The 23,622-nt window shown below is 41.4% G+C and carries 17 protein-coding genes; 6 read left to right on the top strand and 11 right to left on the bottom strand.

What is annotated here, in order from left to right; all coding sequences use genetic code 11:
* Nucleotides 1-39: 39 nt before the first annotated feature.
* The 5 genes from HDE70_RS16360 to HDE70_RS16340 all read right to left on the bottom strand — a co-directional run bounded on the left by HDE70_RS16360 (nt 40) and on the right by HDE70_RS16340 (nt 8,081).
* Nucleotides 40-3,051 (bottom strand): efflux RND transporter permease subunit, encoded by a 3,012-nt coding sequence (locus tag HDE70_RS16360; protein WP_183891265.1) that lies wholly within the window; start codon nt 3,049-3,051, stop codon nt 40-42.
* Nucleotides 3,051-3,977: an efflux RND transporter periplasmic adaptor subunit gene (locus tag HDE70_RS16355; RefSeq protein ID WP_183891264.1), complete on the bottom strand. Its 927-nt coding sequence runs from the start codon at nt 3,975-3,977 to the stop codon at nt 3,051-3,053. The genes HDE70_RS16360 and HDE70_RS16355 overlap by 1 nt, the downstream gene beginning before the upstream one ends.
* Before the next feature lie 66 nt (nt 3,978-4,043).
* Entirely contained in the window at nt 4,044-5,294 is a 1,251-nt protein-coding gene (locus tag HDE70_RS16350) for a TolC family protein (RefSeq protein ID WP_183891263.1), read from the bottom strand.
* On the bottom strand, nt 5,281-6,060 hold the full coding sequence (locus HDE70_RS16345; protein WP_260160975.1) for a phosphatase PAP2 family protein: 780 nt from the start codon (nt 6,058-6,060) through the stop codon (nt 5,281-5,283). Before HDE70_RS16345 ends, HDE70_RS16350 begins: the two co-directional genes overlap by 14 nt.
* A gap of 65 nt (nt 6,061-6,125) precedes the next feature.
* Complete coding sequence (locus HDE70_RS16340; protein ID WP_183891262.1) at nt 6,126-8,081, bottom strand: LTA synthase family protein; 1,956 nt, start codon at nt 8,079-8,081, stop codon at nt 6,126-6,128.
* Nucleotides 8,082-8,373: 292 nt separating this feature from the next.
* Between HDE70_RS16340 and HDE70_RS16335 the strand changes: the two genes are divergently transcribed.
* The 6 genes from HDE70_RS16335 (at nt 8,374) to hutG (ending at nt 16,175) form a co-directional block, all read left to right on the top strand.
* Complete coding sequence (locus tag HDE70_RS16335) at nt 8,374-9,873, top strand: ArnT family glycosyltransferase (RefSeq protein ID WP_183891261.1); 1,500 nt, start codon at nt 8,374-8,376, stop codon at nt 9,871-9,873.
* A 355-nt stretch (nt 9,874-10,228) separates the two neighbouring features.
* Nucleotides 10,229-10,738, top strand: coding sequence for a MarR family winged helix-turn-helix transcriptional regulator (locus tag HDE70_RS16330; RefSeq protein ID WP_183868169.1), 510 nt, complete (start codon nt 10,229-10,231; stop codon nt 10,736-10,738).
* A complete protein-coding gene (gene hutH, locus HDE70_RS16325; protein ID WP_183868168.1) occupies nt 10,731-12,293 on the top strand; it encodes a histidine ammonia-lyase in 1,563 nt (520 codons plus the stop codon). The genes HDE70_RS16330 and hutH overlap by 8 nt, the downstream gene beginning before the upstream one ends.
* Nucleotides 12,271-13,944, top strand: a complete 1,674-nt coding sequence (hutU, locus tag HDE70_RS16320; protein WP_183891260.1) for a urocanate hydratase — start codon at nt 12,271-12,273, stop codon at nt 13,942-13,944. Before hutH ends, hutU begins: the two co-directional genes overlap by 23 nt.
* Before the next feature lie 15 nt (nt 13,945-13,959).
* Complete coding sequence (gene hutI, locus HDE70_RS16315; protein ID WP_183891259.1) at nt 13,960-15,186, top strand: imidazolonepropionase; 1,227 nt, start codon at nt 13,960-13,962, stop codon at nt 15,184-15,186.
* Nucleotides 15,183-16,175 (top strand): formimidoylglutamase, encoded by a 993-nt coding sequence (gene hutG, locus HDE70_RS16310; protein ID WP_183891258.1) that lies wholly within the window; start codon nt 15,183-15,185, stop codon nt 16,173-16,175. The genes hutI and hutG overlap by 4 nt, the downstream gene beginning before the upstream one ends.
* Before the next feature lie 8 nt (nt 16,176-16,183).
* On the opposite strand, the gene HDE70_RS16305 is transcribed toward hutG, so the two are convergent.
* The 6 genes from HDE70_RS16305 to kdpB all read right to left on the bottom strand — a co-directional run bounded on the left by HDE70_RS16305 (nt 16,184) and on the right by kdpB (nt 23,617).
* Nucleotides 16,184-17,839 (bottom strand): ATP-binding protein, encoded by a 1,656-nt coding sequence (locus HDE70_RS16305; protein WP_411268047.1) that lies wholly within the window; start codon nt 17,837-17,839, stop codon nt 16,184-16,186.
* Between the two features lie 484 nt (nt 17,840-18,323).
* On the bottom strand, nt 18,324-19,454 hold the full coding sequence (locus HDE70_RS16300) for a sensor protein KdpD (RefSeq protein WP_183868219.1): 1,131 nt from the start codon (nt 19,452-19,454) through the stop codon (nt 18,324-18,326).
* Between the two features lie 10 nt (nt 19,455-19,464).
* Nucleotides 19,465-19,743: a hypothetical protein gene (locus tag HDE70_RS16295; RefSeq protein ID WP_183891257.1), complete on the bottom strand. Its 279-nt coding sequence runs from the start codon at nt 19,741-19,743 to the stop codon at nt 19,465-19,467.
* A gap of 75 nt (nt 19,744-19,818) precedes the next feature.
* A complete protein-coding gene (locus HDE70_RS16290; RefSeq protein ID WP_183891256.1) occupies nt 19,819-20,889 on the bottom strand; it encodes a porin in 1,071 nt (356 codons plus the stop codon).
* Nucleotides 20,890-20,982: 93 nt separating this feature from the next.
* Complete coding sequence (locus tag HDE70_RS16285; RefSeq protein ID WP_183891255.1) at nt 20,983-21,549, bottom strand: K(+)-transporting ATPase subunit C; 567 nt, start codon at nt 21,547-21,549, stop codon at nt 20,983-20,985.
* A 37-nt stretch (nt 21,550-21,586) separates the two neighbouring features.
* Complete coding sequence (gene kdpB, locus HDE70_RS16280; protein ID WP_183868160.1) at nt 21,587-23,617, bottom strand: potassium-transporting ATPase subunit KdpB; 2,031 nt, start codon at nt 23,615-23,617, stop codon at nt 21,587-21,589.
* Between the last annotated feature and the right edge of the window lie 5 nt (nt 23,618-23,622).

Raw genomic sequence — 23,622 nt, 5'->3', positions numbered from 1 at the left:
AGTAATACTAAAATAAAGAAATAAAAAGTTTATTTTTTCCTAGTAAAGCCTCCTCACCATACTCGGTAAAACAATCAGCAGTAGTGGCAATGCGATAATAAAACCACCAATCACTGCGATTGCCAGCGGCTGATGCATCTGTGCTCCTGCCCCAATTCCTAAAGCAAGCGGCATTAATGCGATGATTGCACCCAAAGCAGTCATTAACTTAGGCCTTAACCGCGTTGATATAGAATAAACAATAGCTTCTTCCACCGTTTTATCCTTTAAAGATTCCTTAAATTGCAGGAAAGTAAAGATCGCGTTCTCCCCGATGATCCCCACAATCATAATCAAACCCGTATAACTCCCTACATTTAAAGGCGTGTGCGTTAAATATAAAGCCAGATAACTTCCTGAAATCCCCAATAAGGATATGATCAGAATAAGAAATGCGATTTTAAAATCCTTAAAGAGAAACAAGATCACACTAAACACGAGTAAACTTGAAGCCACCAGGATAGTAAGCAATTCTTTAAAAGACTGCTGCTGTTCTGCATAAGCTCCACCATATTCAATATGATAGCCCGCAGGCAGATTAATTTTCGAACTAATATCTTTTTGAATATCAGCCATTACACTGCCCAGATCTCTGGATTCCAACCTTGCAGTGACCACACCAATTGATTGTAAATTTTCTCTTTTAATTTCCGCATCGCCAGCTTTGATAGCTACACTTGCAAGATGCTGAATAGGAACCACCCCACCACCCGGTAAAAACAATTGTAATTTACTGACATCTGCCACTCCAAACTGTTTACTTCCCGGATAAATCATCCTGATTGGTGTAAGCTGCTGCTGATCATATACATTCCCAATAATATTTCCCTGTAACGCATTTTGAACCTGAAATTGAAAATCTCCCGGCGTAATCCCATATTGTGCCAGCAGGGCAAAATCAGGCTGAATATTTACAGAAGGACCAGCAATAACAATCCCGTTAAACACATCAGCAGTTCCGGTAACCTTACCCATCAATGCTGCTACCTGCTTTGATAAAGCCTTTAACTTATCCTGATCATTACCAAATATTTTCACTTCAACAGGCTGGGTAGAGCTCATTAAATCACCCAGCATATCCCCTATCACCTGCCCAAAATCGACCACTAATGCAGGTTGAGAAGCTTGTATCTTTGATCTGATCTCACTGATAACCTCCTCTGTACTTCTCTTCCGGTCTGCTTTCAGCTGAATCAGGTAATCACCAGTATTAGGTTCAGTAATAAAGAACCCCATTTGAGTACCTGTTCTGCGGGAGTAAGTTTGCACCTCTGGTATTTTAACAATCAATTTTTCTACCTCCTTTAACATCCGGTCTGTCTCCACCAGTGAAGTCCCCGCAGGAGAAGTATAATCGACAACGACACTACCTTCATCCATTTCCGGCAGAAATCCGGTTTCCAATCGTGGCAGAATTAAAAAGATAATGACCGCTAAAACCACCATAGCAACATAACTGATCCAGGGCTTTTTTATAAAATAATGAACCCAGTTTTGCTGATGAACCTGATGCACAGCAGATTTTACCGAATTGGAAGCAGCATCCTTCGTTAACAATAAATATACCACCGGTAAACCTATCCAGGTGACAAAAAATGAGCAGACTAAGGTAATGATCATGGTATTGGTCATCACCTGGAAATAAGAGCCCGCAACTCCCGTCATCAAAATAAATGGGACAAAGATTACGATTGTACTGATAGAAGATCCCAGCATCGCCGGAAACAAATAATCTATTGCTTTTTTAAGCAAAGTAACGGTAGGCTCCTCCGGGTGTTCTTCATGCGTGCGGTGAATCTGTTCCACCACCACAATAGCATCATCAATAATCAACCCTATAGCCGCAGCAATAGCACCTAAGGTCATAATATTCAAGGAATATCCGATGCCATAAAGCACCATTACAGTTAAACACAGCGTAATTGGGATCGTAATCAGTATTGTTGCACTCGCCTTCACAGAACGTAAAAAGATAATGGCCACAACAATTGCTAAAACCAGTCCGATCAATAAACTATCACTGACACTTTTAACCGATGCCTCTACAAAATCAGACTGCTGGTAATAAGGCTTGATCGTTACCCCTTTTGGCAATATTTTTCTAAGCTCCACAATCTTTTCCTGTAGCTGCGTGGACAGATCAACCAGATTTGCATTCGGCTGTTTAATGACAGCAACCAGGATCGCATCCTTCCCATTTGCATTGATCCTGGTATAAGCAACGCCTTCTTGTATTTTGACCTCACCAATATCTTTGACCCTGACTATCCGGTTATTTTTTTTACTGACAATCAGGTTTTCCAGATCGGTCTTTGTTTTGATAGTCGCATCAGTAATTGATAAATACAGATAGTTATAATCTGATAAGTAACCATTAGACTTGATAAAATTTGTCTGCGCCAGGACCGTATTCAGCAGATCCGGACTAATAGACAAAGTACTCATCTTCTGCCTGTCCAGTTGAATCCAGTATTCCTTATCTTTCCCACCGATAACCCTGATTTCCGATACACCATCAACCTGCGACAAAAATGGTTTGATCGTATAAGTAGCTAATTTTTTTAAAGCTATCGGCGATTCCGTATGACTCTCTAAAGTGTACCCGCTCACCGGAAGGATCGAAGGATTCATTTTCTCCACCGAAATATTTACGCCCGGGGGCAGGCTATTTCTAATCTTACCGATTTGAGACTCAATCCGCTGCTGACTTAAATCAATATCAGCATTCCAGTTCATATAAGCAGAAATCTCACAGCTTCCTCTGCTGGTTGTACTTCTGACTACATGAAGATCCGGAACCTGTTTCACTGCATTTTCCAAAGGCCGTGTTACCGTAATCATCATCTGATCTACAGGTTGCAATTCTGCATCGGCAATAATCTTTATTTTCGGAAAGGTAATCTCCGGGAACAAAGAAGTTTTTAACCGCTGATAAGAAAACAACCCACCCGCCAGGATCAGGATCAATACGACCAGCAGCGGGTTTTTATGAGAAATAAAAAAGTTCTTCATTAATGCGTGATTTTAACTTTTGCCGTATCCGCCAATCCGTAATTCCCTATTGTGATTAAACGATCTTTCGCCCCAAAAACCGGTGACAAAATCTGAATTGACTTTCCATCTTCCATTCCTTTTTTCACTATCGTTTTCACTGCTGTAGAATCATTGATCAGCTTCATCACCCAAAACTCATCTTCGGTTTCATTAGTCAGGACGGCCGATTTAGGCAATACCTGTACATGAGCAGCCTCAGATTTAACCACTTTCACCCTGGCAATCAGATTTTCCGGAACCGGATGCGTAGCGTTCACTTTAATAATCATACGCTGTGTCTGTGCCAAAGAATCAACGGCTGGTAAGGACGAAGTAATTGATCCTTTTAGCTTCTCCCCATCAGGAAGCGTTAATTCTAATGTTTTATTTTGAAGGATAACACTGCGCATTTCATAAGGTAAATCCAGTAAAAAGACCAGGCTTGACTGATTGATGATTGTCGCCAATGCCTCACCATCCTGTACATAATCCCCCTTTTGATGATTAACCAGGATCACATAACCGCTTTTCTCAGCACGAATAGTTGAAATTCCAGAGAATTTAAAACCCGGATCCAGCTGGTTAATCGAATTACCTATGGCACGCGCCTCTTTGGTGATCAGCTTAAATAAAACCTGGTTACTACTCACCGCAGCACCTGCCTGTAAGGTTGAACTTTGCAAGTAGCCGTTTGTATTCGCTTTGACAAAACTTTTTTCCAGATAAGCAGAAGTCGCATTTAAGACAATGTCTTCACTCAGTGTCGCATTGTTTACCGTAGTCACTTGTACCGGGGTTTCAGGAACCGGGGCTTCTTCTGCCGTCGTTTTAGAAGCCTGCTGGCAGCAAACCAGTGTTGCACTCAGGAGCAAGAGGAATAAGGCGTTAACTGTGAACTGTTTCATTTTTATATTTTTAAGCTTCTCCACTTTCAGGAACTGCCTGGTTATCTATTTGAGTATATAATATGGTTATCTATTCCAGTAATTTAGCTGATTAAACAGCTTTAGCCTTGTAATATTGGTCTGTCTCTTTAGATTTTGCGCAGCCAGGTAATTATTAATTGCGATCACAAAATCAGCGATCCTGATATCTCCTGTTTGTAATAACCGGCTATCTACCTGGATCAGGCTTTTAGTAAATTTGATCTGTTCAGAAACTTGCTGGTATAATCCATTCTGATCCGCAATCTGTTGCCGGAGTAAGTTGAGCTGCTGGGTATGCTGATTCTGGAAGAACTCTTTATATACATTGATAGTCCGTTGAGCAATCGAAAGTTTATCATATTGCATTTTCCGCTGATGTCCGTCAAAAATCGGAACTGCAACCGTGAAACCTGCACTCGCACCAAAATTACGGTAAGGCTGATAGGCAAAAGAAGAGTTGTATCCGCCATTCGCATATACACTGGCTTTAGGTTTATAATTAAAGTCAACTGTTTTTTTCTGATTGACCAGTTTTAAACTATCAATTCCGAACTTTTGATAAAAAAATCCAGTTTCAGCACTGAGCAGGACTGGTTCAATTGCAGGTTCCGCTAATTCGTGCGTTGTAGTATCAGCAATGCCAGTTAAATAGTTCAGTGTAGAATAATCATTTTTCAATTGCAGTTCTGCCTGTTTCCATTGTAATTGCTGCTGCTGAAAAGTAACCAGAAAAGTCAGGTAATCTACTTGTTTATAAACGTTTGCGCGAGTCAGTTTCTTTAAAACGATTTCTTCTTCATGCAGCAGTTGATAAACTTCCTTATTAAATGCGGCCTGCTGCTGACTGGCAAAAGCGGTGATATACTGATCTGTCACTGCTTTTTGTAAATCCAGCACAGAAAGACCAGTAGCAAAGCGAATAGAGTCGGCTTGTAAATGGATACCTTCCAATTGGTTATTGATATTTTTTTTACTAGCGAGGTTATAGTTTACATTCAGTACGGCTTCCAGGGCTTTTCCATTGGTCAGTACTTCATCAAAACCGTAACCATTTACTACAGGTGCATATAGTCCATTTGCCAATGCTGAAACTTGTGGCTTATAACCTGCTTTAACCCGCATACTATCAATTTTACTACTTTGCAACTGATTGTTATAATCTTTTAATAACGGGCTGCGTTTAACTGCCTCCTGATAAAAATAATCAAGATTTCTAACCGGTTGCTGTGCCCTGGCAGCACACAATCCAAATCCGGTCATCGCCAGAATTAGTATATAGCTCTTAAAATGTGCCATTGAACGAAAGTCCTGCTGCTTTTTGCTGATATATCGGTACTAAAGAGTATTTCATGGTCTGTTTTCCAATTACTAACTTCTTAAGATACGGATAAATTAAATAAGCCAGCTTGGTGGAAGCGATACCAAATCCTGCTCCTGCAACCACATCACTTACCCAATGTTTATTGTTATACATTCTTAAAACCCCGGTTGCCGTAGCTACCGTGTAACCAGCATAACCAATCCAGGGAGAAACATCCCTGTATTCCTGATTCAGAAATTCGGCTGCTGCAAAAGCATTTGCGGTATGCCCTGAAGGAAAAGAGTAATTATCTGCTCCATCCGGACGTTCGCGGCCAACCATGTGTTTCACACTAAAAGTTGAACCCGCCATGATCGCTTCGGCCAGCACATAAATAGCTGTACCGTCAACGATTCCATGTTTACTCTTCACACCTGCAAGATTCAGTGCGTAGAAAGCAGCGCCGGGAGCAAACTGAAGAAAATTATCAGCATGTAAGGCAAAGGTTGGATGATCTTCCTGTAACTCTGCCCTGGTGCTGTAGTCGAGTCTTCTGATAGCATTATTCCCTAAAGATACCAGGCCATAACTGATCAGCACTGCCGGGACAATAAAAGATTTAATTTGAGGGGGATTCAATCCACGCGTTTTCATCACCGATTGTTTTGGCGTGTGAATTGAATCTTTACTAAGCGTATCCACCTGCTGGGCAAATACCATTCCGGGTAAACATACCGCGAAGATAAAACTGAAAAATTTCATGCAATACTTCTTTTAAACTGAGCTGTTAAGCAAAGAAAGTATTGAATACTGGAGGAAATTTGTAGCTACTGGTGCATTCCTCCGCTTTTGAATAAATCGTAAGCAGTTTGATAATTCGCGATCGCCTGATTGGTTACCGCTTTTGATAATTTAGCAGGAACCTGTTCATTTTTTGCTTTGTTATACAAAAAGGTTTCCATTTTTTGCTGCGGGCCAAGGATCACCAGGCTATCTTGTTTCAGATAAGCCAGTTTTTGATAAGTACCCAACACTGCACGGGGCTGATAAGTAGGATCAAAAAGGTTTTTTCCATATAAATTGCTCTCATATTTCCAGCCCAGCAAACTGAATAATGTAGGATAAATATCAATTTGAGAACACATTTTATCAATGACCTGGCTACCCTTTTTTGGCAGGTTTAAAATGACACAAGGAATATGGTATTTATTGATATCAATCTCATTTCTGCCTGCACTGCTTGCACAATGGTCTGCGACAATAATGATCACTGTATTTTTATACCACGGTTTGTTACTTATATTTTTCAGGAATTCACCAATAGCATAATCCGTGTAACGCACTGCTCCTTCTCTTCCGCTACCCGATGCATACTTAATCTTACCTTCAGGAAAAGTGAATGGGCGGTGATTAGAGGTCGTCATCACAAAATTATAAAATGGTTTACCCTGTTTAAATTCTGCATCCGCGCCACGGGTAACCGCAGCAAATAAGTCTTCATCACTTATTCCCCAGGCATTTTCGAAATGAACCTGATCGTCCTGAATGACTGTTCTTTTAGTTTCATAAACATCATCCAGTTTAATATTTCTGCCTCTGTCTATAATATCAAATCCATTGCTGCCAAAGTATTCATTCATATTATCAAAGTAGCCATCACCACCATAAAAAAAGGCTCTGCTATAGCCGGCTTTTTCAAAGATATGACCGACCGTAGTTAGTTTTTCATTTCCTTCTCTTCGCACTACACTGCTTCCTGGTGTAGGCGGGGCAGCTAAAGTCAGGGCTTCCATCCCTCTTACTGTTCTTGTTCCGGTAGCATACATATTGGTAAACAGCAGATTGGCAGAAGCCAGAGAATCCAGTACCGGCATCAGCTTTTGTGTATTGCCAAAGTGTTCCATAAAGTCAGCACTCAGACTTTCCACCGTAATCATAATTACATTGGGTTTATAGGTTGTTCCCACGTTATTGATTTCCCGTTTGATAGAATTTCCGCTGGTTACAAAAGTACTGTTTGACTCTTTTAATTCATTTCTGATCAATTGAAACGCTTCGTTCTTAGGCAATAAAGCATAGAAATCGTTATAATCAAGCTCATTGTTTTTAAAAGCAGCAAAGAAAGAGTAAATCCCTGCTTTAGATAATTCATTCTGGTAACGGTTAGTCCCTTTTTCAGCGAATGAATTACGAACAAATAAAGGATAAAGGATAGTCAGGATTAATAATGTACCAGAAATCATGAACCGGGTACGAAACGGAGTATGGGATTGAAAAGCATGGGTAAACACTTTTCTTTTAGCAAACAGGAACATCACTAATAATACCAATAACAACACACCACCAATTAAAAGCGGTAATGGATAAGATTCATTGATATTGTTTACGACCTCGTAGGTATAAATCAGGTAATCGACTGCAATAAAGTTAAAGCGGCTTTCAAATTCCTGCCAGAAAGTTAATTCTGCAAAGAAAGAGAAAAAGGAGATTAACAAAATCAGGAATAACCAGCTATAGGTAATGATTCTATTGGTAAGGGTGTTTACCCACTTCTGACGTAAAAATAAAAGGTATATACTGAAAAGTGTAACCAGGAAAAGAGCTACGCCAAAGTCATAGAAAAAACCTGTAAAATATAATTGGATGATAGATAGGATAGAGAAATCTGTCTTGCCAGCTGAAACAGCCAACAGACCTGTACGGATTAAAAAGGAGCTGAATAGAAAAACAGCAAAAAATGAAAACAGAACACTGTACCTGCCTTTAAATATTGATAGAAACATATATTATTTGATAAGAGCTCCCAAACCTATCATTAAATAATTGTTAAAAAAAGTTAAACCTGATAAATATAAAATGGACGCTTTCCAAAAAAACATACCGATATCCGTAAGCAAAGTAAAAATTTAACAGGATAGATAAACAATTGACTATCACAGGGTAAATAATTATAATATCTTGTTTTTTCTTAATCTTCTTTTAATATAAGCTCCAGATTGTCTACAAATTTAATCTCTAATTTCAGTCAGCTGCACAGCATTTCTAAATGATAAAAATGGGCAGAAACTAAGTAAAATGACTATCAAACAATTCGTCCGGCTCCGTGCCGGTGACGCTCAAAGCAAATACATCCTGTGGATGATTATGCTGATTACCGGTCTTCGTTTGACATTTATTTTTATTATGGGGCCAATGCCACAGGATGCCTATTATTTCTTCTATAGCCAGCATCCGGCACTTTCTTATTTTGATCATCCTCCAATGATTGCTATCATTTTAAGATTGTTTACTGCATTATTTGGTCAGCATGTAATTGTGCTGAAAATAGCCAGTTCATGCGTTACTATACTCACCGTATTTTTATTTTATCATGCTGCCCGTTGTTTTTTGGGAACAAATGGCGCTACAAAAGCAACCACACTACTGCTTTCAACCTTGATGGTCACGATCCTTTCACTGGTTGCCACCCCGGACACCCCTCTTTTAATGTACTGGGTAATTGCTATCTACTTACTTTATCAGGCTATATTCAAGCATAAAAATACGTATTGGATTTGGGCAGGCGTAGCCATGGGACTTGCATTTGATAGTAAATATACGGGTATATTTCTCCCTGCCGGGCTGGTCTTATTTTTACTGCTCTCTGCTACTTACCGTCGCCAGTTAATTTCTAAATGGTTCTGGTTCGCTGTAATTTTATTTTTAATCGTAATCCTTCCCGTTTTTATCTGGAACCTGGAAAACAACTTTGCTTCTTTTAAATTTCAAGGTACTTCAAGGATGAATTCAGCTTCAGAGATGCATTTGCAATTACAGTATTTCCTGGGCTTAGTGGGACACCAGTCTTTTATAATTATTCCAATTCTTTTAGCCGCTATTTTCTATTTCGTTTACCGGATACTGAGAAAAAGCAAGTTCAACTTCTTTCAAATCCCTGAGGAGAAACTATTTTTATTGTGCTTTTTTCTTCCGTTGATTTGCAGCTTCACTTTACTCTCCTTTGTTTGCTGGATTAAATTAAACTGGTTGATGCCGGGTTATCTGACGGGAATTATTTTAGTCAGTCTTTATATTCCTCAAAAATGGGTGTTCCGGCAGGTTGTCTTTTCACTCTTCCTTCATCTGCTGCTGGCCGCTGAACTCATTTTTTATCCATTCCCAGTCCGTTCTGATGATACCTGGTATGGATGGGAAGAATTAGGTAAACAGGTTACACAACACAAAAGAAATTACCCCAATACATTTGTTTTCTCTGCCGACGGTTACAAGACCTCAGCAGAACTCAACCTGCTGACTACAGGTTTCACTTATTCTCAAAATATTCTTGGCCAGCAGGCGCTGGAATTTGATTATGTCCATGCTGATCTCTCTTTGCTTAAGGGAAAAAATGCTTTGTATATAGATTCTGAGCCAGGTTTCATCAATGAAGCAAAAGGAACACAGGCTCCGGATTATTTACTCCGTTATTTTAAATCTGTTAAAGAGTTGTCCCCTATTCTGATTAAAAATAATGGTCACGATGTGCGCAAATTCTTAGTTTATTATTGTGTTGGTTATCGGGGAACCGGGAAATAAAACAACAATAATTTTAAGATAACCACCAACTGAACAGCTCATTACGGGTTCATATCAACTTATTGAACAATAGTAGAACAATAGTATCACTGCTGGGTTTCTCTTGCAGTTTCAGACGGGTTTGAAGCGGGTTTGATACGGGTCGAGGCGTTTCAACCCCGTATCAAACCCGTATCAAACCCGCTTCAATGTACAGCAGAATACAGCCAGAAACATCCCTTGTCTCTTATCAAAATAGAACTGAGCCTTTTATCAACAACCCCTCAAATACAGATAAACACCTAACTATCATAATACTTACAAATAATTTAACTCAATTATATAAGTACTTATATAATTACTTATATATTTGAGTATGAATTACTATCAGTCATTAGGATATTTAGTTTTAGGCAGCCGTTTGAAACGGCTGAGTGAACTCTTTCTTTCAGAAATTAATAAATCATACAAGGCAGAAGGCATCGTCTTCGAGACCACCTGGTTCCCTGTATTCTACTTACTCTCTGAAAATAAAACGTTAACCATTCAGGAACTATGTGAACAGATTGAAGTTTCTCATCCCGCAGCCAGTCAACTGGTTACCAACCTTAAAAACAAAGGTTTAGTGATCAGTACGACCAGTGCTGAAGATGCACGGAAACAATTAGTGACCCTGAGCGAAGAAGGTAAAGTGCTTTTAGAACGGATCATTCCTGTTTGGGATGCGATCACCGCAACCATGGAAGAAGTAGCAGGCGCAAGCGAAGAAGGCAGCGCGATATTAGCTACGCTGACTAAACTGGAAACTACTTTCAAATCCATCGATATCGTTAAAAATATTCAACATAAAATACATCACCCTGTTAAATCTCAATCCAATGCATAACTCATTTTTTTATGGAACTGACCACCTGACCAGTGGAATTTGCCTGGCTATTGCAGCTGGACAGACCAAAGGCCGGATTAGTCCTGAAGCAGCAGCAAATATTCAATCTTCCTGGGAAGAAGTACAAAAAATTGTGCGTAGCCAAAAGCCTGTATATGGCGTTAATACAGGGTTCGGCCCCTTATGTGATACCCACATTTCGGAAAAAGACACTTCTCTTTTACAAAGTAATATCCTTAAAAGCCATAGTGTTGGTGTAGGTAAACCAATTCCTTTGGAAATTGCCAAAATCATGATGATTACCAAAGTTCAGGCTTTAGCCAAGGGCTTTTCTGGTATTGCACCACAAACTCTGGAACGTATTATCTGGCATATTGACAATAATATTATTCCCTTTGTTCCTGAAAAAGGTTCGGTAGGTGCTTCTGGTGACCTTGCTCCCCTATCTCATTTATTCTTGCCTTTAATTGGTTTAGGCGAAGTGTTTATCCATGGAGAGAAAGTTTCAGCCGCAAAAATGCTGGAACAATATGATTTAAAACCAATCGTATTAGGCCCGAAGGAAGGTCTGGCCCTGATTAACGGAACACAGTTTATCCTTGCTTTTGCTGTTAAAGCGGTTCAGCGGTTAAATGATGCCCTGGATCTGGCCGATTTAAGCGGAGCAATGTCCTTAGAAGGCCTGACTGGTTCTACCCGTCCGTTTGATGAGCGTTTACATAATTTAAGACCTTATAAAGGCACTAAACTGGTTGCCCATCGTTTATCTGCAATTCTGGAGGGGTCAGCAATCGGAACCTCACATATCAATTGCAGCCGCGTACAAGATCCGTATTCTATCCGCTGTATGCCGCAGGTACACGGTGCTTCGCGTAATGCCTGGTTACATTTAAAAGAATTAACAGAAATTGAGCTGAATTCAGTAACTGATAACCCGGTTATTTTTAGTGCAGAAGATACTATCAGTGGCGGAAATTTCCACGGACAGCCTTTAGCGATGGTGCTTGATTATGCAACGGTTGCCGCAGCAGAGTTAGGAAATATTGCAGATCGCCGTTGTTACCTGATGAATGAAGGTAAATATGATTTACCAAAATTACTGATTGCAGATGCAGGGTTAAACTCTGGTTTAATGATCCCTCAGTATACTACAGCAGCATTGGTAACGGAGAACAAAACTTTGTGTTTCCCGGCAAGTGCGGATAGTGTCCCTACTTCTTTAGGACAGGAAGACCATGTTTCTATGGGCTCTATCAGCGGAAGAAAGCTGCATATGGTGATTGATAACCTGGAGTTTATCCAGGCGATTGAACTTTTATATGCTGCACAGGCTATAGAATTCAGACGCCCGCTGAAATCAACGCCGGTCATCGAGGCTTGCCATGATTTAATCAGAAAACATGTTCCTTATATCAAGGAAGACCGTCTTTTTGCAGACGATATTAATCAATTACATCATTTGATAACTAACGGTTCATTATTGCAGACTGCTAATGAAACTGCCATTGCTAACCATATTAACCTATTCAACGATGACGACTTCAGAATTTATTAACACCTACGCCAAACATCCGTTTTATAAAGCACCAAGAGGGATGAAATTGCATGCTAAAAGCTGGCAGACAGAGTCTGTATTGCGCATGCTGCTGAATAACCTGGATGGAGAGGTTGCCGAAAACCCGGAAGAATTAGTAGTTTATGGCGGTATCGGCCAGGCTGCACGTAACCCGGAGTCTTTACGTAAAATCATTGAAATTCTATTGGAACTGGATGAGCACCATTCTTTATTGGTACAATCGGGCAAACCGGTCGGTATCATCAGAAGTCATCCTCAGGCACCACGCGTTTTAATTGCGAATAGCAATTTAGTACCTGCATGGGCAAACTGGGAGCATTTCAATGAATTGCGCAGCAAAGGATTAATGATGTACGGACAAATGACTGCTGGTAGCTGGATTTATATCGGTACGCAGGGTATTTTACAAGGTACTTACGAGACTTTTGTAGAGTGTGGCCGTCAGCATTTTGGTCATGATCTGACTGGTAAATTGATTGTGAGTGCCGGGATTGGTGGTATGGGTGGTGCTCAGCCATTGGCAGCAACTATGGCCGGAGCTATTTTCTTAGGTGCGGATGTAGACGAAACAAGAATTCAAAAGCGTGTAGATACGCAATATATTGACCGGATTACGCATTCTTATGAAGAAGCAATTAATTGGGTAAATGAGGCTAAAGCTTCTGGTGCAGCGATTTCTATCGGTATTGTCATGGATGCGGGAGATTTACTGGAACGCTTAACTGCGGATGGTTTAGTTCCTGATATCCTGACTGACCAGACTTCTGCACATGATCCTTTGAATGGTTATGTGCCTAACGGTTTATCTTTACCTGAAGCGCTTGCTTTAAGGAAAAGTGATCCTGAAAAATACAAAGCATTATCACTGAAAAGTATGGCCCGCCATGTAGGTTTCATGCTTGAATTGCAAAAATTGGGCGCAGTTACTTTTGATTATGGAAATAACTTAAGAGAATTTGCTAAACAAGGCGGAGAAAAAGATGCGTTTAACTTCCCTGGTTTTACGCCTGCTTATATCAGGCCGTTATTCTGCGAAGGTAAAGGCCCGTTCAGATGGGTTGCTTTATCTGGTGATCCTGAAGATATTTATGTAACTGACCGTGCGTTGATGGAAGCATTTCCTGAAAACACCCATTTGATCAACTGGCTGCAAAAAGCTCAGGATAAAATTAGTTTCCAGGGTCTGCCGGCACGTATTTGCTGGCTGGGTATGGGCGAACGCGAAAAAGCGGGCCTGATTTTCAATGAACTGGTTGCAAGTGGTAAAGTCAAAGGCCCGATCGTTATTGGCCGTGATCATTTGGATTGTGGTTCTGTCGCTTCTCCTAACCGGGAAACTGAGTCTATGAAAGATGGTTCTGATGCGGTTTCTGACTGGCCGTTATTAAACTTAATGGCTAATACTTCGGGTGGTGCAACCTGGGTTTCTTTCCATCATGGTGGTGGTGTAGGAATGGGTTATTCGCAGCATGCGGGTATGGTTGTACTGGCAGACGGAACTGAGCGTGCAGCGAGCTGCATTAGCCGGGTATTATATAATGATCCGGCTATGGGTATCTTCCGTCATGCGGATGCAGGTTATGAGCAGGCAGAAATATGGGCTGAAAAGTTCGGTTTAAAAATAGGATAGTTTAATACATTTGAGATGAAGAAACTAATCGGGCCATTCAGCGAGATCCTGACCTTGTCGGGCTTAGCGCTGAATGGTGCTATAAATGATGACCAGCTTGAGGTAATCCGTGGTGGCGGTGTTATCGTAGAGGGCGGAAAGATCTTGGCAACTGGTGATTTTGAAGGCTTACGCCTTGCAAATCCAGCGCTATCGGTAGAAAAAGTTGTGGGGGAGCAGGTTTTGCTTCCTGGTTTTATTGACTGTCATACGCATATCTGTTTTGCAGGAAGCAGGGCAAAGGATTATAGTCTTCGTATCCAGGGGAAAACTTACCTTGAAATTGCGAAAAGTGGCGGTGGTATCTGGGATTCTGTAACGCAGACACGCGCGACAGCGTTGTCAAAGCTCGTGGAACTGTTGAAGCAAAGGGTACAGCGGCATTTGACTGATGGGGTAACGACAATCGAAATTAAGAGTGGTTATGGACTGGATGTCAGCAATGAGCTGAAAATGCTGAGAGCGATTAAAGAGGTTTCTTTAACTACTGTAGCCGATTTGGTTCCTACTTGTTTGGCGGCGCATCTTTTACCGAAAGATTTTGAGGGTTCACAGACGGAGTATCTGGATCATGTACTGGCAGATTTGTTACCGCTTGTAAAGGTAGAAGAACTGGCAGATCGTGTAGATATTTTCATTGAAGAGAGTGCTTTTGACCGGACTGCTTCTGTTCCTTATTTACTGGCTGCAAAAGCGTTGGGTTTTGAGGTCACGGTGCATGCTGATCAGTTTACAACAAGTGGACTGGAAGTGGCAATTGAGGTTGGTGCTGTTTCGGCAGATCATCTGGAAGCAAGTACGGAAAGGGAAGCTGCGCTGTTGAAGGGCTCTGAGACGGTAGCAGTTGTACTTCCTGGTGCTTCTCTGGGCTTAGGGATGCAGTATGCGCCTGCCCGGAAGTTACTGGATGCTGGTGCTTGTGTGGCTATTGCGAGTGACTGGAACCCGGGTTCTGCACCTATGGGAGATTTGCTGATGCAGGCTGCGGTGATGAGTGCTGCGGAGAAACTGAGCACGGCTGAGGTCTTTGCAGGGTTAACTTTCAGAGCTGCAAAAGCATTGAGTTTGAAGGATCGCGGTACGTTGACTGAGGGGATGTTAGCTGATATGCAGGCTTATCCTTGTAGTGATTACCGGGAGATTTTATATCATCAGGGAAAAATTAAACCAGCCATAGTCTGGAAAAACGGAACAAGAATATGATAGACTTTTTATTTTATCGCAAAACATCGGCTGAGGTGTGGACTGGTCGTAATGATGGAACTGATCTGGCTGTTCAGCGCTGGCATCAGCGGGTGATTTTGGTTGATCTTCTACATGGGGTTATACCGTTGTTATCGCCGGGTCAGAAAGGAATTGCTTTGATTGGTTTTTCTTGTGATGAGGGGGTGAGACGTAATGGCGGCAGGGTTGGCGCGAAGGATGGGCCGGCCCATTTCCGTAAGGCTTGTTGCAATTTACCTGTTCATTTTAATGAGGATGCTGTTTTTCTTGATTTAGGAGATGTGGTTTGTAAGGATCAGGATATGGAGGGGGCACAGCATGCGCTGGCCCAGGTGGTTGCTTATGCTTTAGTGAATGGTTATCAGCCTTTTGTTATTGGCGGTGGTCATGAGGTGGCTTATGGTCATTATACGGGTATTGATAGTTATTTGAATAAGACCAGGCCTGCTGATAGCATTGGGGTTATCAATTTTGATGCGCATTTTGATCTGCGTGAGCCTAATGCGCATGGAACGAATTCTGGTACTGGATTTTTTCAGATTGCTGAGGATTGCAAGGTATCGGGTAAACCTTTCAGGTATTTGCCTGTTGGAATTCAGCTGAACAGCAATACGAAGTATTTGTTTGATACGGCTGCGGGATTGGGCGTGAAACATATTCCTGCGGAGGGCTTTATGGCTGCCAATCAGGAGGTGATTAAGGGTCAGCTGGAGGAGTTTATTGCAGGTTCAACGCATATTTACGTGACGATTTGTATGGATGTATTTTCTTCGTCGTTTGCTCCGGGGGTAAGTGCGGCTGCCTTTAGTGGCCTTATTCCTGATGCGTTTTTCTTTAGTTGTTTAAAGTCTGTTATGGCTAGTGGCAAGGTTATCAGTATGGATATTGCAGAGTGTAATCCGGTTTTTGATCAAGACCAGCGCACGGCTAAGTTAGCTGCTGCGCTGGCCTTTAGCATGATCACCTAACCAAAAGATTATTCAGCAACGGGAAGGAAGAAGCAAAAGCGGCTTCCTTCTCCTATTTCACTTTCTACCCATATTTTACCGTTTTCGGCTTCGATAAAGTCTTTGGAAATTGCAAGGCCTAATCCTGAGCCTGATTTATTGTTTCCGTCTGTGGGTACCTGGAAGTAACGGTCAAAGAGACGTTTTTGGTATTGTTCGTCTATTCCCTTTCCAAAGTCCCGTACGGAGAATTCTATTCCTTGTTTTTTCTCTTGTATTTCTATTTGAACTTTTGATTTTTCTGAGCTGTACCGCAGGGCGTTAGAGAGAAAGTTAATGAGCACCCAGGCTGTTTTTTCTACGTCTGCGTTCACTACAGGAAGGTTTTCTTTACTGATAAGTTCGAGTTGAATGTTTTTTTGTTCGGCTTGAAAGCGGACTGCGTTCAGGGCGTAGTTCACGATTTCAAGTGGAGCGGCTTTGACAAAGTTGAGTTGCAGGTTGCCTGTTTCTACTTGTGCAAGGTCAAGGAGTTCACTGGTAATTTTTAACAGGCGGCTACAGTCGTCTTTGATATGTTCGACGAGTTGTTTTTGTTCTACGTTCATCAATCCTATCCTTTCGTCATCCATGAGTTTCAGGCTCATTTTTATGGAGGATATAGGGGTTTTAAGTTCGTGGGATACGGTAGCGATAAAGTTGGTTTTTGCTTCGTCGAGTTCTTTAAATTGGGTAATATTGTTGAGGATATAAACTGTTCCTGCGGTTTTACCGGTTTGCAGAACGGGCAGTTCCTGGTCTTCGAATATGGGTACGATAATTTCTCTTTTTTGAAGCTGGAAGTAGGATTCTTTCTGGTCTGCGTAGATTTTTATTGGTTGATTGTTTTTTTCGTTATTCATGATCCTTGCTAACAGATCGTTTTTCTTCATCAGGTCTTTGACGTTGGATCCGTTTACTTTGTTTTCGTCAAGGTTCAGGATTTGTGCGGCAACTTTATTCATGAAAAGGATTTCTTGTTTTTCGTTAAGCCCGATAATGGCGTCTTGCATTTGTTCAATGATAGCTTCGATCCGTAGTTTTTCTGATTGGATTTTTGCAAGGTTACTGTTTTCCCATTTGTTGAGTTGTTCAACCATTTCATTGAATGATCTTGCTAGTTCTGCGAATTCATCGGTGCCGTCAAATTCGAGCCTTTGTTTATAGTTTTTACGCCCTATTTCTTGTATGGCTTCGGAGAATTCTCTCAGTGGGTTAGCAACAAAACCGGGGAAGTTGACGATGAAGGAGAATAGAACGAGGAAGCAGAAACTAGCCGCGGTAATGAGGTACAGACTTGCTTTTTCAACGGATTTTTGTGCAACGTCGTTTTTTCTGACGATACCGTCCATGTTGAGTTTATCAATGATCGTGAGTTGAGATCTGATCTTTGCGAGCGCTGGTTTTTGCTGTGCTGGGTTGTTTAGTTCCTGAAATGCTTGTTTAAGGGTTGCTACGGCCTCTCCTTCTCCGTTCTCGGTCACGTTTTTTGATTCGAGGGTTAGTTGCTTTGCAAATTTTTTCTGTAGTTCCAGGGTTAGGGGAAGGTCGTTCTGGTCAAGGATGGAACGCATTTCTCTGGTGTAGCTAAGGGTTTCGTAGTTGTCTTTCAGAATCACTTTTGCACTGACCGAGATTTGGTTCATGTAGTAGAGTGAGATCGAACCGAATAAGAGTACCACCACAAATAGGAATCCGAATCCGAGGCGGAGTTTGGTTTTTATTTTCATTGTCTGTTGCTTAAGAAGGGGTTTGTCTGGCTTCGCAAAAATATAGGTAATGCTATGTTCGAGCTACGTTTACTTAGGCCCGAAACGGGCAAAGAAAAACAATGCTCTTCACATTAGCATTATCTATATTTTTCGAGATAACCGGTTAGGTTTATCTATGCAAAGTGGCATACAATTTCATTTTTTTTATTGGTTTATTTGTTGGATTGCTAGTTGGTTTACTTATTGGGTTGCCTATTGGATTGTTAGTTGTTTACTTGCTGGATTGCTAATTGGTTTACTTGTTGGATTGCCTATTGGATTGTTAGTTGTTTACTTGTTGGATTGCTAATTGGTTTACTTACTGGGTTGCCTATTGGATTGCTTATTGGTTGACTTGTTGGATTGCTAATTGTTTGCTTTAGGATAGAATGACGAGATCTGTTTCTGTTGATGAAATATTCCGGAGTAATTCGTTGAAAACTGCGGTTCTCATGATAACCTGAAAGAGGTTCAAATGAGGTTTACCGATGCAGATGGTCGTGATTTCTTTTTCCTGAGCAATTCTCATAATGGTTTTGGTTACTTCATCACTTTTTACTTTGATTACTTCTGCTCCAAGTTCTGTAGCAAGTTTAAAGTTATTGATCAGATGCCTTTGCAAATCTAGTTTAATCCGGTCACTACTTTCACTATTATTCTGCACATAGAGTACGATCCAGGGCGATCTGTAATAGGAAGCCAGCCTGGCTGTTTTACGGATAACGATCTTCGCAGTCACGTTATTGGTGGAGATACAGGCCATGAAACGTTCTGGTCTGAGCTTGATTTGTTTAGGGATCTCTATACTGATCTTTTTCTCTACGTGATGGGCTACTTCCCGCAGCGCAAGTTCTCTGAGCTGAAGGATTCGCTCTGATTGAAAAAAGTTTCCTAAGGCTCTTTCTATTTTTGTTTTGTCATATATTTTACCGGATTTAAGCCGGTCTATAAGTTCATCGGCGGTCAGGTCAATGTTGACGATCTCATCTGCAACATCCAGGACTCTATCCGGGATACGCTCTGTAATGGGAATACCAGTGATTTTCTCAATTTCCTCATTCATGCTCTCCAGGTGCTGGATGTTCACGGCCGAGATTACACTGATGCCTGATTCAAGGATATCCATGACGTCCTGCCAGCGTTTTGTGTTTTTACTTCCTTCGATATTGGAGTGCGCCAGTTCATCCACGATGACTACTTCGGGGTTTCTGCTCAGGATAGCCTGCACATCCATTTCTTCCATTTCCTTGCCTTTGTAAAATAGTTTACGCCTGGGGATTAATGGGATTCCCGCTAAAAGGGCGTGTGTTTCTTCTCTGTTGTGGGTTTCGATATAGCCGATTTGTATGTCAATTCCGTTTTTGAGCAGCGCATGAGCTTCTTGCAGCATCCGGTAGGTTTTTCCGACGCCTGCACTCATACCAATATATACCTTGAATTTACCCCGGCGGGATTTTTTCACGAGGTCAAGGAATTGACGTACTGATTGTTCTTTATTATCTTCCACAATTATAATCTGTTTACCATGTAATGATCACATATCCTATATCAACGAGATAGGATACACCGGTAATGAACGTAATGCCTATTAGTAAAATCAATATAAATTTAACGGAATAATTCCGGTAATTTGCTTGAATTATTACTGGGTTACGCGGGTTTTTAAGCCTGACTTCCTGACCTCTTTTCAGCCGGGCAATTCTCGCTTTTCTTCTTGTTTTCGGCCCGTATTTTAAACACAAAAATCCTGCAAAAACAGTGATTGAAGCGGTAAATAAAAATTCTAAAAATGTTTCCATGTTTATAGCTTTTAATTTTTAAAGCCGGAAATTATATCCCCGGCTAATTGTTTTAATATAGGTGACTCTAAAGGATTAAAAGGAAACTGCAACGCTTGCTGTAACTGCTGCATTATAGTTTACGGCATTCATATCTCTTTTAAATATCCTGTCTTTACTATCGTATACTTTACCTTCTAGTCTGACCACTGCGTTTGGTACTGGTGCATAGTCAATATTTAAGGAGTAACCTTTGGTTTTAAATCCGTTAGGGGTATCAGTAGCAATCAGGACACCATTTTTATCCTGATAGTATTCAAATCTTCCTGCCATTGCCCATTTAGGATTGATGGTGTAGCGGGCAATAACCACAGGGGATAATACCTCGTTTTTACGGTGGTCTGTTTTTGATTTTTGCTGTGTAGCGTAGTCAAACCCTACGGTTACCCCAAAAGCATCAGCGAGTTGGAATACGCCGTAAACGTTATGGTAAAAACGGGTCACTCTCACGGAGTCAGCTCCTTCGGTTCCCAGGTAGTTACTGTAGTTTACGGTAATTTTATCGGTTGGTTTCCAGGTCAGTTGCAGGCCCCCTGCTGGTTGTCTGTTTCCGTCCTGACGTGCAATACGCTGCCAGCCGTTTAAGTACAGGGCTGAAGCTGTAAATTTGTTGTCATCGGTGCTGTAAGTAATTTTCGCTCCTGACTCAAAGTAAGGGGTATTTTCTGAGGAGATATTCCTGGTCAATACCCAGCAGTCTTTTGATATGGCACTTTCAAAACCAATGTGGGACGAGAATACACCTGCGTCTACCCATAGGTTGGCTTTGTTGGATATTTTAAAGCCAACGTTTGCTTCCAGGATGTTTTTTGACACACCTGATTCGGCCGCCAGATTCGCATTGGCATAGGTTCCGGCCATGATAGCCAGGTTAGCCCTGATCTTTCCGGAGTCATAGGCCGCTTTAATATAACCCAGGTTCAAATTCACTTCATTACTTCTATTGTGCGCATATATAAAACCAGGTCTGCTGTTATTTTCTGGTTTATTAAAGTCGTGTCCATAATATACTTCGGCATAACCGGAAATTTTAATTTTAGGTTCTTCTTGTGCAAAGGCACCTAAACCTATACAAACAGTGGCAGCTGTCATCAAAAATTTATTCATTGTATCTTTCTATTATTAAATGGTAAGCGCATATATAAGCCTGTTTAAATCCCTTTTTTCCTGGTTGGGGTGTTGAGTTTAAACAGGCTTCTTTTATTTTTTCAGGTTATCCAAGGCAACATTCAGTTCCAGTACATTAACTGTACTTGGGCCGAATAGGCCTAGTAATGGGCCATTAGCAGTTTTTTTAACCAGGTCCGATACGACCTGCTCGCTTAATTTTCTGTTCATGGCTACTCTCTTAATTTGGATAGCTGCGCCTTCTACAGAAATATCAGGGTCCAGTCCGCTACCCGAAGCGGTAACCATATCGGCAGGAATATCACTGCGTTTCAGGTAAGGGTGATATTTAAGCAGAGAGTCTATTCTGCTGTTTACTTCTTTTAAGTATTCCGGGTTGGACGGGCCTTTGTTTGATCCACCAGATCCGTCTGCTTTATAGCCTACTGAAGAGGGTCTGCCCCAGAAATACTGAGGTTTAGTGAAGGATTGACCAATCAGGGCATAACCTACTACTTTACCATTTTGAGTGATCTTTTCACCGCCGCCACCGCCTTTGGAGAAACTTCCGGCAAAGGCAACCATTAAAGGATATATGATGCATAGCAGTACTAATAAAACTGCGGTAAGACGTATAGATTGTAAGATGTACTTTTTCATGATCTTATATTTTTATGATCTTGTATTTTTTATGTTTTTAAACGAATAGCCCAACTAGTATATCAATTAGTTTAATCCCTATAAAAGGGGCTATAACTCCACCCAGTCCGTAAATCAACAGGTTTCTGCGCAATAAGGCACTCGCTCCTATTGGTTTATAAGCCACGCCTCTTAAAGCAAGTGGAATCAGGATCGGGATGATAATTGCATTGAAAATAACAGCCGACATAATTGCACTTTCAGGGGAATGTAAACCCATGATATTCAAGGCTTGTAAAGCTGGTATTGAACCAATAAACAAGGCTGGAACAATAGCAAAGTATTTAGCTACGTCATTGGCAATAGAGAAGGTTGTCAATGTACCACGAGTGATCAACAGCTGTTTACCGATCTCTACGATCTCAATCAGTTTGGTTGGGTCATTGTCCAGATCGACCATGTTTCCAGCCTCTTTTGCAGCTTGTGTCCCACTGTTCATCGCCACACCAACGTCTGCTTGCGCTAAGGCCGGGGCATCGTTTGTACCATCACCCATCATCGCAACCAGCTTGCCTAAGGCCTGCTCGTCTTTGATGTAGTTCATTTTATCTTCAGGTTTTGCCTCAGCGATAAAGTCATCTACACCTGCTTTTTCTGCGATAAATTTAGCTGTCAATGGGTTATCTCCGGTTACCATCACCGTTTTCACCCCCATCTTACGCAGACGGTCGAAACGTTCGCTGATCCCTGGTTTGATAATATCTTGTAATTCAATTACACCCAGTGCTTTCTCATTTTCTGAAACTACCAGGGGGGTCCCACCGTTTGAAGCGATTTTTTTAACTTCGTCTTCGATATCCTGAGGGAAAATATTCCCGGCTTTCTGAACGATGTTACGGATAGAGTCAAAGGCTCCTTTACGGATACGTCTTCCGTCCGGGGTATCGATACCGCTGGATCTTGTTTCGGCAGTAAACTTGATGAAGACTGCGCCTTCCGGGGTAGTTGGCAATGCAAAATTATGTTGTGCGTTAGCCAGTTCGATAATCGACTTACCTTCCGGGGTTTCATCTGCTAATGAACTCAGTACGCAGGCATTGGTAAATAGTTTAGCATCTACTGCTGCTGTAGGGTAAAAGTTGGTTGCTTTACGGTTACCGATAGTGATCGTTCCTGTTTTATCTAATAACAGCACGTCAATATCTCCTGCGGTTTCCACTGCTTTACCTGATTTAGTAATCACGTTTGCACGTAAGGCACGATCCATTCCGGCAATCCCGATCGCTGATAACAGACCACCAATTGTAGTCGGGATCAGACAAACGAACAGGGAGATTAATGCGGCAATTGTGATTGGTGTATTTGCGTAGTCTGCGAAAGGTTTTAAGGTTACGCAGACAATCACGAATACCAAGGTAAAACTTGCTAAAAGGATCGTTAAAGCAATTTCATTTGGTGTTTTCTGACGGGATGCGCCTTCTACCAGGGCAATCATTTTATCAAGAAAGCTTTCTCCTGGTTCAGTACTGACCATGACTTCAATTTCATCAGATAGTACTTTAGTACCGCCTGTTACGGACGATTTATCACCTCCGGATTCTCTGATTACTGGTGCGGATTCTCCGGTAATAGCTGATTCATCGATGGTAGCTATACCCCGGATAATTTCTCCGTCTGTTGGAATGGTATCTCCGGTTTCACAAAAGAAAACATCGCCTTTTTTTAATTGGCTGGATGAACGCATTTCAATAGTTCCGTTCGCCAGTATTACTTTAGCGGGGGTTTCTTCCCTGGTTTTTCTCAAACTGTCTGCCTGAGCTTTACCCCTGGCTTCGGCAATAGCTTCTGCGAAATTGGCAAAGAGTACGGTCAGGAACAGGATTAAGAAAATAAAGAAGTTATATAGTGGTGATCCTTGTCCAGCGTGACTGAAAGAATACACCGTAACGTATGCCATGACCAGTGTTCCTACTTCAACAGTAAACATCACTGGGTTACGCACCATCACCCTTGGGTCAAGTTTTATAAAGGATTGTTTAAGGGCGCTTTGAACCAATGCAGGTTCAAATAATTTATTAGAAGACTTCATGATAA

The organism is Pedobacter cryoconitis, from assembly GCF_014200595.1.
Lineage (GTDB): Bacteria > Bacteroidota > Bacteroidia > Sphingobacteriales > Sphingobacteriaceae > Pedobacter > Pedobacter cryoconitis_C.
Note: the sequence above shows the minus strand (reverse complement) of the source record. Positions and strands in the feature narration are given on the sequence as shown.

Bases quoted from the DNA above. Each gene is read 5' to 3' on its own strand.
- HDE70_RS16360 (WP_183891265.1), bottom strand. From the start codon at position 3,051: ATGAAGAACTTTTTTATTTCTCATAAAAACCCGCTGCTGGTCGTATTG.
- HDE70_RS16355 (WP_183891264.1), bottom strand. From the start codon at position 3,977: ATGAAACAGTTCACAGTTAACGCCTTATTCCTCTTGCTCCTGAGTGCA.
- HDE70_RS16350 (WP_183891263.1), bottom strand. From the start codon at position 5,294: ATGGCACATTTTAAGAGCTATATACTAATTCTGGCGATGACCGGATTT.
- HDE70_RS16345 (WP_260160975.1), bottom strand. From the start codon at position 6,060: ATGAAATTTTTCAGTTTTATCTTCGCGGTATGTTTACCCGGAATGGTA.
- HDE70_RS16340 (WP_183891262.1), bottom strand. From the start codon at position 8,081: ATGTTTCTATCAATATTTAAAGGCAGGTACAGTGTTCTGTTTTCATTT.
- HDE70_RS16335 (WP_183891261.1), top strand. From the start codon at position 8,374: ATGACTATCAAACAATTCGTCCGGCTCCGTGCCGGTGACGCTCAAAGC.
- HDE70_RS16330 (WP_183868169.1), top strand. From the start codon at position 10,229: ATGAATTACTATCAGTCATTAGGATATTTAGTTTTAGGCAGCCGTTTG.
- hutH (WP_183868168.1), top strand. From the start codon at position 10,731: ATGCATAACTCATTTTTTTATGGAACTGACCACCTGACCAGTGGAATT.
- hutU (WP_183891260.1), top strand. From the start codon at position 12,271: ATGACGACTTCAGAATTTATTAACACCTACGCCAAACATCCGTTTTAT.
- hutI (WP_183891259.1), top strand. From the start codon at position 13,960: ATGAAGAAACTAATCGGGCCATTCAGCGAGATCCTGACCTTGTCGGGC.
- hutG (WP_183891258.1), top strand. From the start codon at position 15,183: ATGATAGACTTTTTATTTTATCGCAAAACATCGGCTGAGGTGTGGACT.
- HDE70_RS16305 (WP_411268047.1), bottom strand. From the start codon at position 17,839: ATGAACCAAATCTCGGTCAGTGCAAAAGTGATTCTGAAAGACAACTAC.
- HDE70_RS16295 (WP_183891257.1), bottom strand. From the start codon at position 19,743: ATGGAAACATTTTTAGAATTTTTATTTACCGCTTCAATCACTGTTTTT.
- HDE70_RS16290 (WP_183891256.1), bottom strand. From the start codon at position 20,889: ATGAATAAATTTTTGATGACAGCTGCCACTGTTTGTATAGGTTTAGGT.
- HDE70_RS16285 (WP_183891255.1), bottom strand. From the start codon at position 21,549: ATGAAAAAGTACATCTTACAATCTATACGTCTTACCGCAGTTTTATTA.
- kdpB (WP_183868160.1), bottom strand. From the start codon at position 23,617: ATGAAGTCTTCTAATAAATTATTTGAACCTGCATTGGTTCAAAGCGCC.